The sequence below is a fragment of the Verrucomicrobiota bacterium genome (genome assembly GCA_039027815.1).
In the GTDB taxonomy this organism is placed as follows: domain Bacteria; phylum Verrucomicrobiota; class Verrucomicrobiia; order Verrucomicrobiales; family JBCCJK01; genus JBCCJK01.
The window spans coordinates 145,660-162,482 of sequence record JBCCJK010000001.1; the positions used below are offsets into that span (position 1 = coordinate 145,660).

Annotated in this window: 18 protein-coding genes; 9 read left to right on the forward strand and 9 right to left on the reverse strand. The window is 61.5% G+C overall.

Features of this window, described 5'->3' with window-relative positions; translation table 11 throughout:
- Positions 1-24: 24 nt before the first annotated feature.
- Together hisA and AAF555_00665 are read right to left on the reverse strand one after the other, a co-directional pair.
- Positions 25-801, reverse strand: coding sequence for a phosphoribosylformimino-5-aminoimidazole carboxamide ribotide isomerase (gene hisA / locus AAF555_00660; protein MEM6910068.1), 777 nt, complete (start codon positions 799-801; stop codon positions 25-27).
- A 48-nt stretch (positions 802-849) separates the two neighbouring features.
- A complete protein-coding gene (locus AAF555_00665) occupies positions 850-1,017 on the reverse strand; it encodes a CPXCG motif-containing cysteine-rich protein (GenBank protein MEM6910069.1) in 168 nt (55 codons plus the stop codon).
- A 57-nt stretch (positions 1,018-1,074) separates the two neighbouring features.
- Between AAF555_00665 and AAF555_00670 the strand changes: the two genes are divergently transcribed.
- The 4 genes from AAF555_00670 to AAF555_00685 are packed head-to-tail and all read left to right on the forward strand — an operon-like array spanning position 1,075 to position 4,782.
- Positions 1,075-1,494 carry a hypothetical protein gene (locus tag AAF555_00670; GenBank protein ID MEM6910070.1) on the forward strand — a complete coding sequence of 140 codons (420 nt, stop codon included), beginning with the start codon at positions 1,075-1,077 and terminating at the stop codon, positions 1,492-1,494.
- On the forward strand, positions 1,491-2,282 hold the full coding sequence (locus tag AAF555_00675; protein MEM6910071.1) for a thymidylate synthase: 792 nt from the start codon (positions 1,491-1,493) through the stop codon (positions 2,280-2,282). The genes AAF555_00670 and AAF555_00675 overlap by 4 nt, the downstream gene beginning before the upstream one ends.
- Positions 2,283-2,287: 5 nt before the next feature.
- Positions 2,288-4,264: a tetratricopeptide repeat protein gene (locus AAF555_00680; GenBank protein ID MEM6910072.1), complete on the forward strand. Its 1,977-nt coding sequence runs from the start codon at positions 2,288-2,290 to the stop codon at positions 4,262-4,264.
- Positions 4,261-4,782 (forward strand): dihydrofolate reductase, encoded by a 522-nt coding sequence (locus AAF555_00685; protein ID MEM6910073.1) that lies wholly within the window; start codon positions 4,261-4,263, stop codon positions 4,780-4,782. Before AAF555_00680 ends, AAF555_00685 begins: the two co-directional genes overlap by 4 nt.
- A 28-nt stretch (positions 4,783-4,810) precedes the next feature.
- On the opposite strand, the gene AAF555_00690 is transcribed toward AAF555_00685, so the two are convergent.
- On the reverse strand, positions 4,811-5,605 hold the full coding sequence (locus tag AAF555_00690; protein MEM6910074.1) for an NlpC/P60 family protein: 795 nt from the start codon (positions 5,603-5,605) through the stop codon (positions 4,811-4,813).
- A 92-nt stretch (positions 5,606-5,697) separates the two neighbouring features.
- On the opposite strand from AAF555_00690, the gene moeB reads away from it, so the two are divergent.
- Positions 5,698-6,834, forward strand: coding sequence for a molybdopterin-synthase adenylyltransferase MoeB (moeB, locus tag AAF555_00695; protein MEM6910075.1), 1,137 nt, complete (start codon positions 5,698-5,700; stop codon positions 6,832-6,834).
- Positions 6,813-8,201 (forward strand): replication-associated recombination protein A, encoded by a 1,389-nt coding sequence (locus AAF555_00700; protein MEM6910076.1) that lies wholly within the window; start codon positions 6,813-6,815, stop codon positions 8,199-8,201. The genes moeB and AAF555_00700 overlap by 22 nt, the downstream gene beginning before the upstream one ends.
- Here AAF555_00700 and AAF555_00705 read toward each other — a convergent pair whose 3' ends face one another.
- The gene (locus tag AAF555_00705; GenBank protein MEM6910077.1) at positions 8,202-8,588 is read right to left on the reverse strand and encodes an ApaG domain; all 387 of its coding nucleotides are present in this window, start codon (positions 8,586-8,588) and stop codon (positions 8,202-8,204) included.
- A 46-nt stretch (positions 8,589-8,634) separates the two neighbouring features.
- On the opposite strand from AAF555_00705, the gene thiD reads away from it, so the two are divergent.
- The 3 genes from thiD (at position 8,635) to AAF555_00720 (ending at position 11,699) form a co-directional block, all read left to right on the forward strand.
- Positions 8,635-9,429, forward strand: a complete 795-nt coding sequence (thiD, locus tag AAF555_00710) for a bifunctional hydroxymethylpyrimidine kinase/phosphomethylpyrimidine kinase (GenBank protein ID MEM6910078.1) — start codon at positions 8,635-8,637, stop codon at positions 9,427-9,429.
- Positions 9,430-9,548: 119 nt separating this feature from the next.
- Positions 9,549-10,286, forward strand: coding sequence for a hypothetical protein (locus AAF555_00715; protein ID MEM6910079.1), 738 nt, complete (start codon positions 9,549-9,551; stop codon positions 10,284-10,286).
- 126 nt (positions 10,287-10,412) lie between these two features.
- Positions 10,413-11,699 (forward strand): class I SAM-dependent RNA methyltransferase, encoded by a 1,287-nt coding sequence (locus tag AAF555_00720; protein ID MEM6910080.1) that lies wholly within the window; start codon positions 10,413-10,415, stop codon positions 11,697-11,699.
- Here AAF555_00720 and AAF555_00725 read toward each other — a convergent pair.
- Genes AAF555_00725 through infB form a run of 5 tightly spaced genes read right to left on the reverse strand, consistent with a single transcriptional unit; the run spans position 11,689 to position 16,807 of the window.
- Entirely contained in the window at positions 11,689-12,630 is a 942-nt protein-coding gene (locus AAF555_00725) for a bifunctional riboflavin kinase/FAD synthetase (GenBank protein ID MEM6910081.1), read from the reverse strand. The two genes, AAF555_00720 and AAF555_00725, sit on opposite strands and share 11 nt — an antisense overlap.
- An 11-nt stretch (positions 12,631-12,641) precedes the next feature.
- Positions 12,642-13,364, reverse strand: a complete 723-nt coding sequence (gene truB / locus AAF555_00730; protein MEM6910082.1) for a tRNA pseudouridine(55) synthase TruB — start codon at positions 13,362-13,364, stop codon at positions 12,642-12,644.
- Complete coding sequence (locus AAF555_00735; protein MEM6910083.1) at positions 13,342-14,340, reverse strand: DHH family phosphoesterase; 999 nt, start codon at positions 14,338-14,340, stop codon at positions 13,342-13,344. The genes truB and AAF555_00735 overlap by 23 nt, the downstream gene beginning before the upstream one ends.
- The gene (gene rbfA, locus AAF555_00740) at positions 14,337-14,729 is read right to left on the reverse strand and encodes a 30S ribosome-binding factor RbfA (protein MEM6910084.1); all 393 of its coding nucleotides are present in this window, start codon (positions 14,727-14,729) and stop codon (positions 14,337-14,339) included. Before rbfA ends, AAF555_00735 begins: the two co-directional genes overlap by 4 nt.
- A 35-nt stretch (positions 14,730-14,764) precedes the next feature.
- The gene (infB, locus tag AAF555_00745) at positions 14,765-16,807 is read right to left on the reverse strand and encodes a translation initiation factor IF-2 (GenBank protein ID MEM6910085.1); all 2,043 of its coding nucleotides are present in this window, start codon (positions 16,805-16,807) and stop codon (positions 14,765-14,767) included.
- Positions 16,808-16,823 lie beyond the last annotated feature (16 nt).

Below are 16,823 nucleotides of genomic sequence, written 5' to 3' on the forward strand. Positions count from 1 at the left end.
GCCTGAACCCTTCACCGGCAACGTCTAACTTTGGGGAGAACGGCGGTTCCAAGCCAGGCAATCGAGGTAACGGGCCCCGCTCCCACCGAAAAGATCGAGTGCGCTCCCGATGGTGAGGTCGACCCTCCCACCACTCAGCTCCTCGACCCGTCTCAAATCCTCGAGCGAGCGCGCCCCACCCGCGTAGGTGACCGGGCCCTCGCACCACTCTCCCAGCTGGGCCACCAAGTCCTCCTCCACTCCTTGGCACCGACCCTCCACATCGGCGGCGTGCACCAGAAACTCGCTGCAGGCCGAAGCCAATTCCCGCAGGACCGACCCATTGACGGGCAAATCCGTGAGCGTCTGCCAGCGGTCCTTGGCCACTCGCCAGCCGCCCTCGACCCGTCGGCAGCTCAGGTCCACCACCAGGCGCTCGCGACCCACTTCTTGGGAAATCGACTCCAGCCGCTCCGGCAAAAAGCTTCCCTCAGGCGAAAAAAGCCAAGAGGTCACGATGACCTTCTCGGCCCCCGCCTCCAGCCAGGCACCAGCGTTCTCCCTGGTCACCCCACCTCCCAACTGCAAGCCCCCGGGCCAGGCCGCGAGAGCGGCCACGGCCGCCTCGTGATTCCCCGGGCCCAGTTGAATGAGGTGCCCCCCTCGGAGATCATCCGCACGGTAGCGCTGGGCGAAATCGGCCGCCGCTTGCTCGGAAACAAAATTGGTCTCGGGCGCCTCCGAGCCATCGCGCAAGGTGCCCCCGACGATCTGCTTCACCTTGCCCTCGTGCAGGTCGATGCAGGGACGAAACCGGGTCATGAGGCAAGGTGGCCGAGCTGGGCCCTAGATTCAAACGGATCCCAAGGCTCACATTTCATCCAAGCTGCGGGCCTGGCCCTCATTCTCTTGGAAGACGATGCGCATGGGCCGACAGCAGACCTCGCAGTCGTAGTCCACGTCCGATGGTTGTTCTTCCAAAGGCGGCAGGAGAACCTCAAAGCTCTCGAAGCAGCTGGGGCAAGTCACCATCGCCATTCCTTCCATCGGCCCATCCTTGCACCTCTGGCGCGACGGTCTATTCTGATCCCAACCATGAACCGAGGATGCCTGACCGCCACGGCCCTGATTAGTTCGGCCACCTTGGTCGGCCTTCTCTTCTACTACTTCCGGGTCTATCCCAGCGCCCGCATCAGCATCGCCTCCGCCTACTGCATGTCGCTCGAAGACGCCCTCGCGGAGCACAATCAAGAGCATGGCCCGCTTTCCAGCACTGAAAACCAGCGGATCTTCGAAGTCCTCTTGGGCGACAACCCCATGCAGACCAACTACCTCGAAGAGCGCCTCCGCTTTCAGCTCGACGAAAAGGGTCGCGCCATTGATCCCTGGAGTTCGCCCTTTGAAATCCAGCCCGACTTTCGTGTCATCTCTCCCGGACCGGACAAGGTTCTTCGAACCGAAGACGACGTCACCAGCGCCGAGGCCCGCAAGTCGCTTCCCCAGGAGCCCTCATGATCCAATACCTCGACCTTCTCCGTCACGTCCTCGAGAACGGCGCTTCCAAGACGGATCGCACCGGCACCGGCACCCTCTCCGTCTTCGGAGCGCAAGCTCGCTACGACCTGGCGGAGGGATTTCCCTGCCTCACGACCAAAAAACTCCACCTCCGCTCCATCATTTACGAACTGCTTTGGTTTCTAAAAGGCGATACCAACATCGCTTACCTGAAAGAACACGGGGTCCGCATTTGGGACGAATGGGCGGATGAGGAGGGGAATCTCGGGCCAGTTTACGGACACCAGTGGCGCTCTTGGCCCTCGCCGGAGGGGCCCATCGACCAGATCGCCCTCTTGGTCGACTCCCTCCGAAACGACCCCCATTCCCGACGCCACCTCGTCTGTGCTTGGAACATCGCGGACGTCCCCCGGATGGCTCTTCCCCCCTGCCACTGCCTCTTCCAGTTTCACGTGACCGAGGGCCGCCTCTCCTGCCAGCTCTACCAACGAAGCGCCGACCTCTTCCTCGGCGTGCCTTTCAACATCGCCTCCTACTCCCTCCTCACGCTCATGCTGGCTCAGGTCTGCCATCTCCAGCCTGGGCATTTCGTGCACACCTTTGGAGACCTCCACCTCTACAACAATCACTTGGAGCAGGCACGCTTGCAGCTCACGCGCGAGCCACGCCCGCTCCCGAAAATGCACCTCCATCCCGCCCGCCGAGAACTGGATGAATTCGTCTTCCAGGATTTCCAGCTGATCGACTACGCACCGTGGCCTCACATCAAGGCCGAAGTCTCCGTTTGAAGCGCATGGGACAGCGATCGACACGCCCTCGGATCCTTCTTTCTGGCGTCAAGCGGGAGCTGGCCAGCGCCCTCCAGCATGCCAAGTTGGAGCTCCAAGATCTGGGAGCCGACGTCATCGAGACTCTCGACTTTCCCGAGGGCGTCTCCGTGGAAGGTGTCTTGGAAGACTTTCAGCCTAAGATCGCCTCCGCCGACCTCTTTCTCCAGTTGGTCGGCTTTTCCCAGGGGGATTCGCCCTCCGAGTCGCCCTCCGATTGCCCTTCGACCGTGGAGGCCCTCTACCACTCGGCGCGCCAACTGGATCGCCCAACCCTCAGCCTTCTCTGCGCCCCGACCTTCCCCTTCGACTCCCCCCCGGAAGCGCAAGCAGCAACGCAGGAAAGCAGCCCTTCCCCCCCCTCCTCCCTCCTTCGAGAACGCCTCCCAAAAGCCGACCCGGACAGCCCGGAAATCGCCTCGTTCGACGAACTCACCCTCGCCCTCAAGAAAGCCACCTCGTCCCTCCACTTTCCTCGCGCGGCCCGGGTGCGTCGCTTTCGAGTGAGGCTATTTTTGGCCAGTCTCCTGGGATTCGTGGCTCTCGGTGGCATCGCCTTTGGCCTTCTCGACCCCCTTCAAGAGGGAAACACCTTCCTCAAAAAACGAAAGCCACCGGCACCCACCAAGCAACCGCTCCAACCCTCGGCCGTCCGCTCCCAACTGGCTCACGACCTCTCCTCCCACCAATGGGAGGAACTCTCGCACGAGCCCTCGCTACGTAGCCAACAAGTCGCCAACCGTCACGGCTTGCGACTCTTGCAGGAATGGCTCAGGCATCCAGCGAGGCAAGCCCCCCTCGAACTGCTGGCCGGTCTGCCCAACCCTTGGGAAAACCCGGCGCCGATCGAGCTGGCCCCCCTCTCTTGGAAAGTGGCCAAGAGCGAAGCCATGGCGGGCCGGGGGGAGTGGCAAGCTGCCATCGACTACTTGCAGGGAGTCGTCCGGCAGCATCCTGCTCACCCCGAGCCGCGCCTGCCGCTTGGTCTCCTCCTTTGGCATACCGGAGACTTGGCGCAGGCCGAAACTCAGCTTCAAACGGCCGCCGAACTGGCCGAGCCCGGGCACTTCGCGAAACTCGCCCTCGTGCGGCTGCAACTTTCCCGGGGGCGCTTCCCGGACGCCACCTCTCACGCACGCTCTTTGCTCGCCCGAAAAGGTCTCCCCCAAAAGACCCAATTTCGGGCCCACCTTTTGTTGGCGCAGGCAGCGCGTTACCAAGGCCAAATGGAAGCGCTCGCCGAATCCCTTCGCTCCGCCTTGGAGGCAGCCGCTGGCCTGCCAGACTCTCCCCTCTTAGCGGAACTGCATTCGCTGGCCGCCCTCCTGCCGAGCGAGATCGATCCCTCGGAGGAGCCGGAAAAGCACCTCCGACTCGCCCTCCAGCGGGCCTCTCCTCTCGGCTCCTGGCGGGAAGACGAGGCCCTTCGCCAGCTGGCACGCTTTCTCTTGCAGGCCGAGCGTCGCGCCGAAGCCATTCTCCTCCTAGAGAGGCTCGCCACCAGCGTCGAGACCCTTTTTGGTTCAAACCATCCCCAACTGGCGACCGAATTGAATCTTTTGGGAGTGGCCTTGAAGCGGGAGGGGCGGTTCAAAGAGGCCGAACAAATCTACCAGCGGGCTCTCCAGATCGATGAAAGCAGGCTGCCGGAGAACGACCCCCGGATCGCACGAGACCTCAATAACCTGGCCGCCCTCTATGAAGTCCAAGAGCGCTACGGGGAAGCCGCCACCCTCAGCAAGCGCCACCTCTTGATCTTGATGCGCCGAAGCCTCCAGGAAAACAAGCGGCACCCTCTGCTGGACGTGGCGCAGCAACACTACGCTGCCCTCTTGGAAAACCTGGGACATGGACCGCTCTACATTCAAACCTCCTTCGCGGAGCTGGAGAAAGAAGTGGCTCCCCCCATCGCCCCAACCGAGCCACCCCAGGACGAGGAATGAAACCCGTGCTGACCGCCATCGTGGCCATGGACCCGCAGAGACTGATCGGGGCCAAAGGGCAGCTTCCCTGGCACTTGCCGGAGGACCTCAAGTTTTTCAAACGCACCACCAGCGGCCACGCCCTTCTCATGGGGCGCAAAACCTTCGACAGCATTGGTCGGCCCCTGCCCAAGCGACGAAACCTCGTCCTCACCCGAGACCCAACTTGGAGCGCCCCTGGGGTGGAGGTCCTTCACCAGCTCAGCCAGCTCCCCCCGATCCGCCCGGAAGAGCGCCTCTTCCTGATCGGCGGCGCGGAACTCTATTCCCAACTCCTCCAACACTGCCGCGAGCTGCTCATCACGCATGTGAAAGAGGAATATCGGGGCGACACCTGGTTTCCCTCCTACCAAGACCGCTTCGCAAAAACCGAAATCCTTCAAGAAACAGCCGACTTTGAAATCGCCCGCTGGGAGCGACGCGGGACTGACCCGAAAAGCACCGGCCCTCTCTCCTCTGCGCGTCAGCGCCTTTCCTAATCTCCTTCTAAACTTCCGTTCTACCAGTTTATCCGGTCGGTTGGTATAAGGCCAAAAGCTGATCCAGGGTCGCGTTCTCTCGCAAGAGCGGCTGGAGGCCGGGAACGGTCCCGAACCCGGCAAACTTCTCGTTCTGGTTCTTCGGCCAACGGAATTCGAAAAAGTCGACCTGGGCTCCGGAGAGGCCGCTCAGGCGACCACTCCTGGCCCCGAACATATAGTGCTTTTCTGACTCGGGATCTTGTCCGACGTAGATCATGACATGGGAAATCCGATCCTCGACTCCCGTGTCGTAGGTATTCCGCCAAAACAAGAGATCGCCGGGCTCCATCGCTGCGAGAGCCGCCCGCGGATTGGGAAACTCTCCTTTTTCCTGCAAGCGCCCGGCCTGCTTGAGCCACTCCCATTGGAAGTTCGATTGCCGAGGAACCGAGCCAATCCCCTCCTCTCGCAGCAGCCAGAGAATGGTTCCGGAGCAATCCAGTCCACCCCCGTCCGGATCGCTCGAGCCGAAAATGTAGTCGAGATCACGCTGGCTGAGGGCCACGCAATTCTCCAAGAGATGCTCCACGGTTCCCACCTCGCCCGAACTGGCAAGTCGCTCAGGGGAAACCTCGCCCGCGGGAGTCACCTCTTGGACTTCCTCCTGGGTCGCAGCGGGCCAGCTCGGCAGCCGGTCCTCGATCTCGATGAAGGAAAATTCCCCAGGCTCAAAAGGGGGGAGCTCCGGCCGCTGGCCTCCCCACTCTGACTGCGCGATGACCCAGACGGCCCCCACGGGCACCCCGAGTCGCAGCAAATTGGTCCAGAGAAGAGAAAGCATGGTAAATAAGAATACGAAAATTCTCAGGAATTGTCACCCCCTTGGGATTTTCGCTTGGACGGGAAGCCAGGAAAAGAGAGATTATTCCCGTCATGAGGACGCTGCCTCCCCCAGAAACCTTCACGGAGATTCCTCTCTCGGAAGCCGAGCGCGAGCGCTACCTCCGCCAGACCTCTCTCCCCGGATTTGGAGAGGCCGGCCAAGAGGCCTTGCGTTCGGCCCGCGTCCTCTGCATTGGGGCCGGGGGGCTAGGCTGTCCTGCCCTGACCTACCTCGCAGCTGCCGGAGTCGGCACGCTGGGGATCGTGGATCCAGATCAGGTGGAGCGCAGCAATTTGCACCGGCAGCCCCTTCATGGGGAGAATGACCTGGGTCAGCGCAAGACCGATTCGGCGGCTCGGCAGCTCCGCGCCATCAATCCCCACGTGGAAGTGAAAACGCACGCCATTCCCTTCACGGTAGAGAATGCGGCTGAGCTCTTGAGCGACTACGACCTTTTGCTCGACGGCACCGACAACTTCCCCACCCGATACCTCTCCAACGACGCTGCCTTTTTCGCCGGAAAACCGAATGTCTACGGGAGTGTCTTCCGCTTCGAGGGCTCGGTTTCTCTCTTTGACCCTCACCGCGGCGGGCCCTGCTACCGCTGCCTCTTCCCCGAGCCGCCAGAGGAAGGGTCGGTCCCAAATTGTGCTGAAGGGGGCGTCTTGGGGGTGCTCCCGGGCATCATCGGTTCCCTCCAAGCCTTGGAAGCCATCAAGTGGCTGACCGGCCTCGGAGATTCCTTGCGGGGTCGCTTGCTGCACTTTGATGCCAGCACCATGAAGTTCCGGACCCTCGCCCTCCGGGCCGACCCCTCCTGCCCTCTTTGTGGAGAAGCGCCCACCCTCAAGCGACTCCAAGCCGTCCAGCTTCCCTGCGCCCTCGGCTTGGGAGAACTCAGCCCGGAAGAACTGGAAACCCAGCAAAAGCTTGATCCCACTCTCCAGCTCATCGATGTGCGCGAAGAGAGGGAATTCCTCCAAGGCCACATTCCCGGCGCCCGCTTGCTTCCCCTCTCCCAGCTCCTGCAGCGCTTGGGAGAAATCGACCGCCAACGTCCCGTCTACCTCCACTGCCAGAAAGGCGGCCGCAGCGCCCAGGCCGGGCGGCTTCTGCTCGACCAAGGCTTCTCGCCGGTCACCCACCTGGTCGGCGGCTACCAAGCGTGGCTCTCCTCGCAGTCCTAAAAATGGACGACCTCTTTCCCAAAAGAGCGCCCCGGAGCGATTCTCATCCGACCGCTAGCGAAGCTCTCCCGCTAGCCGCTCGCATGCGCCCGACGCGCTTGGAAGAAGTCATCGGCCAGGAACACCTCCTGGCCGAGGGCAAGCTGCTCCACCGCGCCATTCAGGCGGATCAATTCACCTCCCTCATCCTCTACGGCCCGCCCGGCACCGGCAAGACCACGCTCGCCACCGTCATCGCCCACCAGACCGACTCACGCTTCGTCTCCCTCAACGGCGTCGAGTCGAATGTGGCCGACATCCGCGATACTATCGAAGCCGCTCGCTCTCTTCAGCGGCTTCGGGACCAAAGCACCCTCCTCTTTATCGATGAAATCCACCGCTTCAACAAAGCGCAGCAAGACGTCCTGCTCCCTCACATTGAGCGCGGCACTGTCCGGTTCATCGGTGCCACCACCCACAATCCCTACTTTTACCTCAACTCCCCGCTCGTCTCACGCTCCCAAATTTTCTCGCTGGAGCCTGTGGCCGAAGAAGCCCTCAAGAAGCTTCTCGAACGGGCTCTCCAAGACCCGGCCAAAGGCTACGGTCGCTTAAAAATCACGGCCGAGGAAGCGGCTCTCTCCCATCTGGCGAAACTCTCGGACGGGGACGTGCGCAAGGCGCTCAACTCTCTGGAACTGGCCGTCCAAACCACCCCCGCCACCGGTGGCGTGGTGCGCCTGACCCTGGAAATTGCCGAGGAGTCCATTCAGAAAAAAGCCATCGTCTACGATGGCGATGGCGATGCCCACCACGACACCATCAGTGCCTTCATCAAGAGCATCCGCGGCTCTGATCCCGATGCCGCGCTCTACTGGCTGGCGAAAATGCTCCACGCCGGCGAAGACCCACGCTTCGTCTCCCGGCGCCTCGTCATCGCAGCCAGCGAGGACATCGGCCTGGCCGACTCCGCAGCCCTGCGCGTGGCCATGGACGCTCACCAAGCCCTCGAGTTCCTCGGCATGCCGGAAGGCCGCATCCCCCTGGCCCACGCCACCGTCTACCTCGCCACCGCGCCCAAAAGCAACACCGCCTATGCCGCCCTCGGGGCCGCCACCCGAGACGTAGAGCAAGGCCGCACCTTGGCCGTTCCAGAGCATCTGCGGACTGCCACCCGCAAGAAGCTCGCCCAAGCCAGCGGCGTCCCCGAAGAGAAACTCCGCTACCAAAACTCTCACGACCACCCAGGCGATTTCCTCCCACAAAGCTACCTACCTGAGGGCCGCCGCTACTACCACCCGGGAGAAAACGGTCTCGAAAAGCGCATCAAAGAACGCCTCGAGCACTGGCGCGCCCACTTCGAAGAATCGAAACCATCCACCCGCTGATCAGGCCCACTGGGGCACCTTCATCTCGAAGCGGGGAATGCGGGTGAAGACCACCTGGCCGTCGGGCTGTTCCGCGAAAAACGCTCCTTCGGCGAAGCTATCGCAGCCAATCACATGGTAGCTATTGTAGGAAAACTCCTGCTCCGGCTCGATGTTGGGTTGCTGGCTGACCACCCCTTCGCCCTCCACCACCGTCGTGTTCCCCTCCAGGTCCGTCACGACCCACTTCCGCCCTCGGATCCGGAGAGGGCCTTGGCTCTCGTTTTTGATCGAGATGTAGTAGACGAAAGGATGGGGGCGATCTTCCGGTGCATCCAAATTCGGCATGTAGACCACATCCCGCACAAAGACCTTCAGCTCTGGCAATTCTTTGATCGCGACCGACATCCCTTCAACGTAGGAAAGGCCACAGACCCCCGCAAGCAGCAAAGCCATGGAGCCTCACTTTACCGAAAACACGCCCGTCTGCCTGACCATCGCCGGTTCGGATTGCTCGGCCGGGGCCGGCATTCAGGCAGACCTGAAAACCTTCTCCGCCTTCCGGACTTTCGGTCTCTCAGCCCTCACCTGCGTCGTATCCGAAACCCCCCGGGAAGTGGCCGCAGTGGAGGCGGTTTCCCCAGGCATGCTGGCGAGCCAGGTCTCCCTCCTGCTCCGCTCCTATCCGGTGGCGGCCCTCAAGACCGGGATGCTCTTTTCGGCCGCGCACATGGAAGCGGTCGCGGACGCTTTGGGCGACTCCCCGCCACCCCTCATCGTGGACCCCGTCATGATCGCCTCCACCGGAGATCCTCTGATCGAGCCAGAGGCCGTGGACTACCTCGCGCAACGAATCCTCCCCCTGGCCACCTGCCTCACGCCCAATCTGGACGAGGCCAGCCACCTTCTCGCTCGTCCGATCCAGAGCCGGGCCGACATGGAGAGCGCCTGCCACGAGCTGGCCGTGCGCTTCCAAACCGCAGTGCTTCTCAAAGGCGGCCACTTGGACGAAAGCGAAGAGGCCTTCGATCTGCTGGTGAGCGAAGGACGCCGCCAAGCCCTGACCGCGCCCCGCCTGACCGACGTCAGCACCCACGGCACCGGCTGCACCTACTCGGCCGCCCTCTGCGCAGCGCTCGCCCAAGGCGCCGAACTTCCGGAAGCGGCTCGCCAAGCAAAATCCTATCTCACCCAGGCCATTCGCCAAAGCCACCGTTGGCCAAATGGCCTCCAAGCGCTCGCCCATTGAACCAAATTCTTGGGAAATTTGCCTAAAATTATAAAAACTTGAATAATTTCCATAATTTTGATTGCATTTATACTGGGTTTCCCTTTTTATGGAAAATGTAACAACTCCATTGTTGCTCCATGAAAAAGCTGCTCCTTGTCTGCGCACCAGGTGATTCACGCCTAGGCACCGCGCTCCCCACGTTGCTCCAGCATCTGCTGGAACAAGAACGGCAGGACCCCGTCCTGGTTAGCCTGAACGAAGAATTCGAAGAAGCCGATCACTTTTGGGACCTGGCGGACGCGCCGACCGGTTCGGACTTGGTCCGCTTCCTCGACCAAGGGGCAGTCACTCTCCTCTTCGTGACTCCCTCGGAAATCGAGGCCCTCATCGGTTACATCGAAGCCTTTGAGGTGTTCGACCTTCTTGAGGAGCTCGATACGCACTTGACGGTTCTCCACATCACTTCGGGCGATCTCCACGAGAACGATCAATTCCTCGACCTGACGCAATTCATTTCTTCCAACGCCGACTACATCCACGCCCTTCCCCACGAAAGCGAGGAAGAGGCCGTGTTCTCCGAGCCCTTTGATCGCACGATGGACTTTCTCGACTCCCGGGAGATCCAAATGCCCCGCACTCGCGAGATGGACCTGGCCCTCGAGTCTTGTCAGGTTCGCTTGGCCTCAGCGCTCAAATTCCCGCCCGCTCTGCCCCCCTTCGTCAAGAATCTCCTTGGCCAATGGGTGAGCGAGGCCAGCCAGGCTTTTGAATTCTGTCGCGATCGCATTCTTCCTGAGGAGGATCCCTCCGTCCGGCTGAGTCACCGCTATTTTTCGCGCCGCGGGGAGCGCCGGGCCGCAGTCCACGCTGCCTGAAGCTACCGGGCCGAAGTCTTTTCGTTGTTCATTGGTTGTCAAAAACGTCGTCGGGAAGTCCCGGCGGCGTTTTTGCATTTCGGCTCGTTGCAAGCGAGAGTGCACTTTGGCGTTTTCTCTCCCTGCATGAAGCGGCGACCTCCCAAATCCTTTCGGCCTGAACCCTTCTCCTACCACCAGGAGCTGGAAGCGACCATTGAGTCGCTCACCAATCTGGCCCAAGGCGTGGCCCGGATCGATGGCTGGGTCGTCTTTGTCCCCTTTGCCCTCCCGGGCGAGCGAGTTCGCTTGCGGATCTTCCGCAATCACAAAAACCACTCCGAGGCCGACCTCCTCGAAGTCCTCGACCCCTCTCCCGACCGTATCGACCCCCGCTGCCCCCTTTTCGGCACTTGCGGAGGCTGCAATTACCAGCATCTGGCCTACGAAACGCAGCTCCGCTGGAAGCGACGGCAGGTCGAGGAACTCCTCCGTCACATGGTCGGCTTGGAATTCCCAGTCGAGCCCCCCGTGCCCTCGCCACAGCCCTACGGCTACCGTTCCAAGCTCACCCCGCACTTCGCCAAACCCCGCGAGAGCCGCATCGGCCCCATCGGCTTCCTTCGGGCGGGGACGCGGCATCAAATCGTGGACGTCGCCCACTGCCACATCGCCGTCCCCGCCATCAACCAAGCTCTCCCATCGCTGCGCGCGCACACGCGCCAACAGGAAACCAAGCGGAGAAAGGGGGCCACGCTTCTCCTCCGCGCGGCGGACAAGGGAGTCGAAAACGACCCCAACCAGGAAATCGAAGAAACGGTCGACGGTCTTCGCTTCCGCTTCCTGGCCGGGGATTTTTTCCAAAACAATCCCTTCATCCTGCCGGCCTTCACCCGCTACGCCGCCCAGGAAGCCAAAACCGGAGGTGCCACTCACCTGATCGACGCCTTCTGTGGGAGTGGCTTGTTCGCGATCGCTTGCGCCCGGCACTTTGAAAGCGTCTTGGGCATTGAAATTAGCGAAACCGCCGTGGAGCGAGCCCAGGCCAACGCCCTCCGAAATGGTCTGGCCCACTGTCGTTTTCAAGCGGGCGATGCCGCCGCCATCTTCGCCCAGGTGGGCACCCCGCCCGAACGCACCACCATCCTGATCGATCCGCCCCGAAAAGGCAGCACCCCCGAATTTCTGGTGCAGCTTTTCGCTTACGGACCCTCCCGAGTGGTCTACGTCAGTTGCAACCCCGCCACCCAAATGCGGGATCTGAAGCTGTTCTTAGAAAACGGCTACCACCTGCAAAGAGTCCAACCCTTCGATCTCTTCCCTCAAACCAAGCACCTCGAATGCGTCATGACGCTGACCAAAGAAGGCTCGCCGGAGGAGGCCTCGTGCCATGGTGGCCATGGTGGCCATGGTGGCGAAAGGCCTACCGAGTGAAGGAGGTGGCCAAGACCGCCCGCGCCTTTTTTTCATCCAGTCGGATCTGCTCCCTGAGCGCTGCCACGCCTGCGAACTTTTGCTCCCCTCGCAGGAAATCGAGGAAGGCGATCTCCATATCCGTCCCATAGAGATCGCCTTCAAAGTCGAAGAGATGGGTCTCCAGCAAGCGTTCCCCGCCTTCGTTGGAAGGTTCGACGGTGGGGCGGTGACCCAAATTCGCCATCCCCGGCCACCACTGCCCCCAAGCTTTGGCCCGCACAGCGTAGACGCCGGTCGGCGGCAGCTGGGTGTTGCGCAATCCCAGGTTGGCCGTGGGGTAGCCGATGGTTCGGCCGACTTGCTTGCCCCGGATGACTTGGCCGGAGACGCTGTAAGGCCGCCCCAGCATGGCCGCGGCCTCCTCCAGACTTCCGCGCAAGACGGCTTCCCGCACGCGGGTGCTGCTCACGCGCTCGCCCCCATGCAGGACCGGCTCGATCACGGCGACCGCGAAGCCCCGCTCTTGGCCGAGTTTTGCGAGCACTTCCACGTTCCCACTCCGGGCGCGGCCAAAACACCAATCACGACCCACGATCATTTCGGCGACGCGCGCCTGCCCCAGCAGCCTTTCAATGAAAGCGGGTGCCTCCAAACAAGCGAAGGCAGCCGTAAAGGGCAGGACAAGAAAGCCATCCATCCCGAAGTCTTCGAGCAGGTGCTGCTTGTGGCGCTGGGCGGTTAGGGTGCGGGGAGCGCTTCCGGGGCGCAGGACTTCGATGGGGTGAGGGTCGAAGGAGACCGCCACCGCCGAACCCCCTTCCTGGGCAGACTGCAAGGCTCTGGCGAGCAAGGCCTGGTGCCCTCGGTGAATTCCATCGAAAACGCCGATGGCGAGATGGAGCGGTTCCGGCAAGGAACTCAATTCGCTCATGTCGCTCGCGGTCAGCATGCCCAGCTTGTCTACGCACCCCGAATGTAGGACACTTCCGGTAGGGAGAGGAGTTTTTGCAGCACTCCCTCACGCGGGCCTTCTTTCAGCTCGTCCGCGGTCACGGCCCGCGCCAGGTCGAAGCGCCCCGATTTGGTGCGGCGCAGCGCGCTGAGGTGGGCTCCACAGCCAAGGGCTTGCCCGATATCGTGGGCGTAGGTCCGGACATAGAATCCCTTGCTGCAGTGGACCCGGAATCCAATCTGAGGCGGGGCGCTTCGGAGGATCTCGTACTCGTGCACCTTGACCGGGCGAGGGTCGCGCTTCACTTCTTTGCCCTTGCGCGCCAGCTTGTAGAGAGGGACGCCATCTTTTTTGATGGCGGAGACCATGGGCGGGATCTGCTCGAAGTCTCCCGTGAAGCGGTCGAAGACTTCTTTGATCTGCTCGTCCGCGAGCGGGGGGACGTCCTTGCGCTCCAGCTCTTCGCCTTCCTTGTCTTGAGTACTGGTGGTGGTGCCGAGCGTGAGTTCTCCCTCATAGACTTTGTCTTCCGCCATCAGGAGATCCTGGATTTTCGTGCCCCGACCCACCACCAAGATGAGCAGGCCGGTGGCCATGGGGTCCAGGGTGCCGCAATGCCCGATTTTTTTGATGCCGAGGCACCGGCGAGCGATGGCGACGACGTCATGGGAGGTCATCCCCCCGCGTTTGTCTACCAGGAGAACTCCGTCAATGGTCGAGGTGGGCTGCATGGATCACGTTTTCTGTAGCGTTGAGGAAAGCTTCGCGGGCGGTTTCGAGGGGTCCGGGGAGTCGCGCGCCCGCCGCGAGGGCATGACCGCCGCCGCCAAATTGGTGACAGAGAGCGCAGACATCCACCCGGGGGGACTTCGAACGGGCGCTCACTCGGATCTCTCCCGAGGGCAGCTCTTCAAAGAAGACCGCCACCACCACGCTATCGATCGCTCGCAGCGGCAGAAGCGCGTCTTCGGTATCCCCTGGCAGGAGGCCCAATCGGGATTTCAGCTCGCCGGTGGCCCAGGTCGTGGCCAAGCGACCCCCGGCCCGCAGCTGGTAGACTTGCAAAAGCTCCTTCAGGAGAGCGATTTTTCGCTGCGGATGATTGTGGTAGGTCAGACGATTGAGTTCCCCTACATCCAACCCGCGATCCAACAGATCAGCCACCAAGCGAAAGGTCTCCGCATTGGTGGAGCTGTATTGAAAGGACCCGGTATCGGTGGAGATGGCTACGAAGAGTCCATCGCGGGTCTCCGGCGGGATGGGGAAATTTTGCGAGGTCAGAAACTCGTAGAGGAGTTGACCGGTGGCTGGCAGATCACTGGCTAGGCAAACGAGGTCTCCATAGCCTTCATTGCTGATGTGATGGTCGAGATTAATCCAAAAGGTCGCAGCGGACAGCGCTTGCAGGCAACCTTCGCCCAGCCGCGAGCGATTGGCGCAATCCAAGGCCACCACCACCGCTTCTCCCTCGACCTTTTGAACCGTTTGGGAGGGCGAGGCGACGGCTGAGGCCCCCGGGAGGTAAGCCAGGTGTTCGGGGACACCATCTTCATTCAGCATGAGGACCTCTCTTCCCTCGGCTTGCAAAGAGTAGCCCAAGGCCAAGGTCGAACCGAGCGCATCTCCGTCCGGTCGGGCGTGGCTGACCACGGCAATGCGAGGGGCCTCGCGGAGAACGCGGGCGATTTCCGGGAATTCTGCCCTCATTTCTGTTCGGCCGAGAGGTCTTCGGGATCGCTCTCTTCCTGCGGGGCCGTGGGAAGCTCATCCAAGGAGTCGATCAGATTGAGAATGCGAACGCCGCGCTCGACCGCGTGATCCAGGATGAATCGAAGAACCGGGGTGTTTCGCAGATGAACTCGTTTGCTGACGCGACTCTGGATCAAGCCGTGTTTGGCATTCAGCTTCTCCACCGCTTGCTCTTGGAAGCGGGGATTGCCGACCGCGCCTACGAAGACCTTGGCCTCCTTGAGATCGGGGGTGATTTCGATCCCATTGATGGTCACGAGCACGTCATCGAAGACAAACTCTTTGGAAATGACAGCGCTGATCTCCCGCTTGAGGAGTTCCTGCACGCGTATGAGGCGGCGGCTCATGAAGTCTCTTTCGCGATGGGGAGCGACCAACCCGATCACAGGGTCTGCTCGATTTTTTCGAGGAGATAGGTCTCGATGATGTCGCCCTCCTCATACTCATTGTAGTCGCCCAAGCGGATCCCGCATTCGACGCCCATCTTGACCTCGTCCACATCGTCTTGGAAGCGGCGCAGGGTGTGGACTCCGCCATCGTAGACTGGCTGGCGATCCCGCAGGACACGGGCTCGGGCGTCCCGAGTGACCTTGCCATCCTGCACGATGCAACCAGCCACCCGCCCACGGCGGATCTTGAAAATCTGTTTCACTTCGGCATGGCCGATGATCTTTTCCCGGGTCTCCGGCTCGAGCATTCCCAGCATGGCGTCCTTCACTTGGTCGATCAGCTCATACACGATCGAGAAGAGCTTGATCTGGACGCCTTCTCGCTTGGCTGCGGCCAAAGCCTTGTTTTCCGTCTTGGTATTGAAGCCGATGACAATGGCATCGGAAGCACTCGCCAAAAGAATATCCGATTCCGTGATGGCGCCGGCCGCCTTGTGAATGATGTCGAGCTGGATCTTCTCGGACTCGATCTCGCCCAGAGCCTCCGCAATGGCTTGGGCCGTTCCTTGGACGTCTGTTTTGAGGACCATTTTCATGGTCTTCTGCTCGCCTGCCTTGATGGTGGCCAGCATGTCTTCCATGCGAGAGCGCTGCGGGGCCAGAAGCTTCTCTTTGCGGGCTTCTTCCTGGCGCTCGTCGCCCAGCTTTTTGGCGTCGCGCTCGCTCTCCATCTCGACCACATCGTCTCCCACGTTCGGGATGCCATTGAAGCCGAGCAGTTCCACCGGCATGGCCGGCCCCGCCTCTTTCACCCGTTCTCCCCGGTCGTTCAGCAGGCCTTTGATTTTGCCGGCGAAGGAACCGCAAATGAAGGGCATGCCCACCTTGAGGGTTCCCGTTTGCACGATGGCGGTGGCGGTCGGCCCCTTGCCGGCCTCGGTCTTGGCCTCGATCACGGTGGCGCGGGCCGTTCCCGCAGGATTGGCTCGCAACTCCAGCACTTCCGCTTGCAGCAAGAGGGTTTCCAAAAGCTCTGAGATTCCTTCCCCGGTTTGGGCTGAGACCTGAACGCATTCGGTCGAGCCGCCATAGGAAGTCGGGGAGAGATCATTCTCGGCCAACTGCGCCATGACGCGATCGGGGTTAGCGGTCGCCAGATCACACTTGTTGATGGCCACTACGATTTCCACCTTGGCCGCCTTGGCATGGTCGATGGCCTCTTTGGTTTGCGGCATGATGCCATCATCCGCCGCGATCACCAGGACCACCACATCGGTGACATCCGCTCCCCGGGCCCGCATGGAGGAAAAGACGGCGTGACCCGGTGTATCCAAGAAGGTGATGTGCTTTCCTTGGTGCTCCACGCTGTAGGCACCCACGTGCTGGGTGATGCCGCCGGCCTCGCCCGCGGTCACTCGGCTTTCCCGGATTTTATCGAGCAAGGAGGTCTTTCCATGATCCACATGCCCCATGAAGGTGATGATGGGGGCGCGGTATTCCAGATCGTCTTCTTTCTCGGTATCCGGCAGTTCCGGCTCGACGATGTTGACTTCCGTCTTGTGGACACCGCCTCCCTTTTCGCGCTTTTCCCGCTCGAAATAGAACCCATGCTTGTCGCAGATTTTGGCGGCGATTTCCGGCTCGACCGAGTGGGTCGGGGTGGCGAAGACATCGAACTCCATCAAGTCCTGGATGATCTTGAAAGGCTTGAGCTCCATGGCCTCTGCCAAGTCCTTCACGATGATCGGCGGCTTCAGGCTGACGGTCTTTTCAGGATCCGGACCCGCCTCCACTTCTTCCGCTTCCGAAGCGCCCGCGGGCTCGCTCACGACTTTCTTTTCAGCGGGCTCGTCATCGAGCAAATTGAGCGCTTCCTCTTTGGCCTTCTCCACGGGCGAGACCTTGGCCTCCTCCTCTTCCTGCTGCTTCTGGCGCCGCCGCTCACGACGTGAGGGCCGGTTGTCTTCGTCGATGAGAGACAAAACCTTTTTTTTCTTCTGGGGAGAAGCTTTCTTCTTGGCGGGCTTCGAAGACATGCGGGCGGAAAATCGT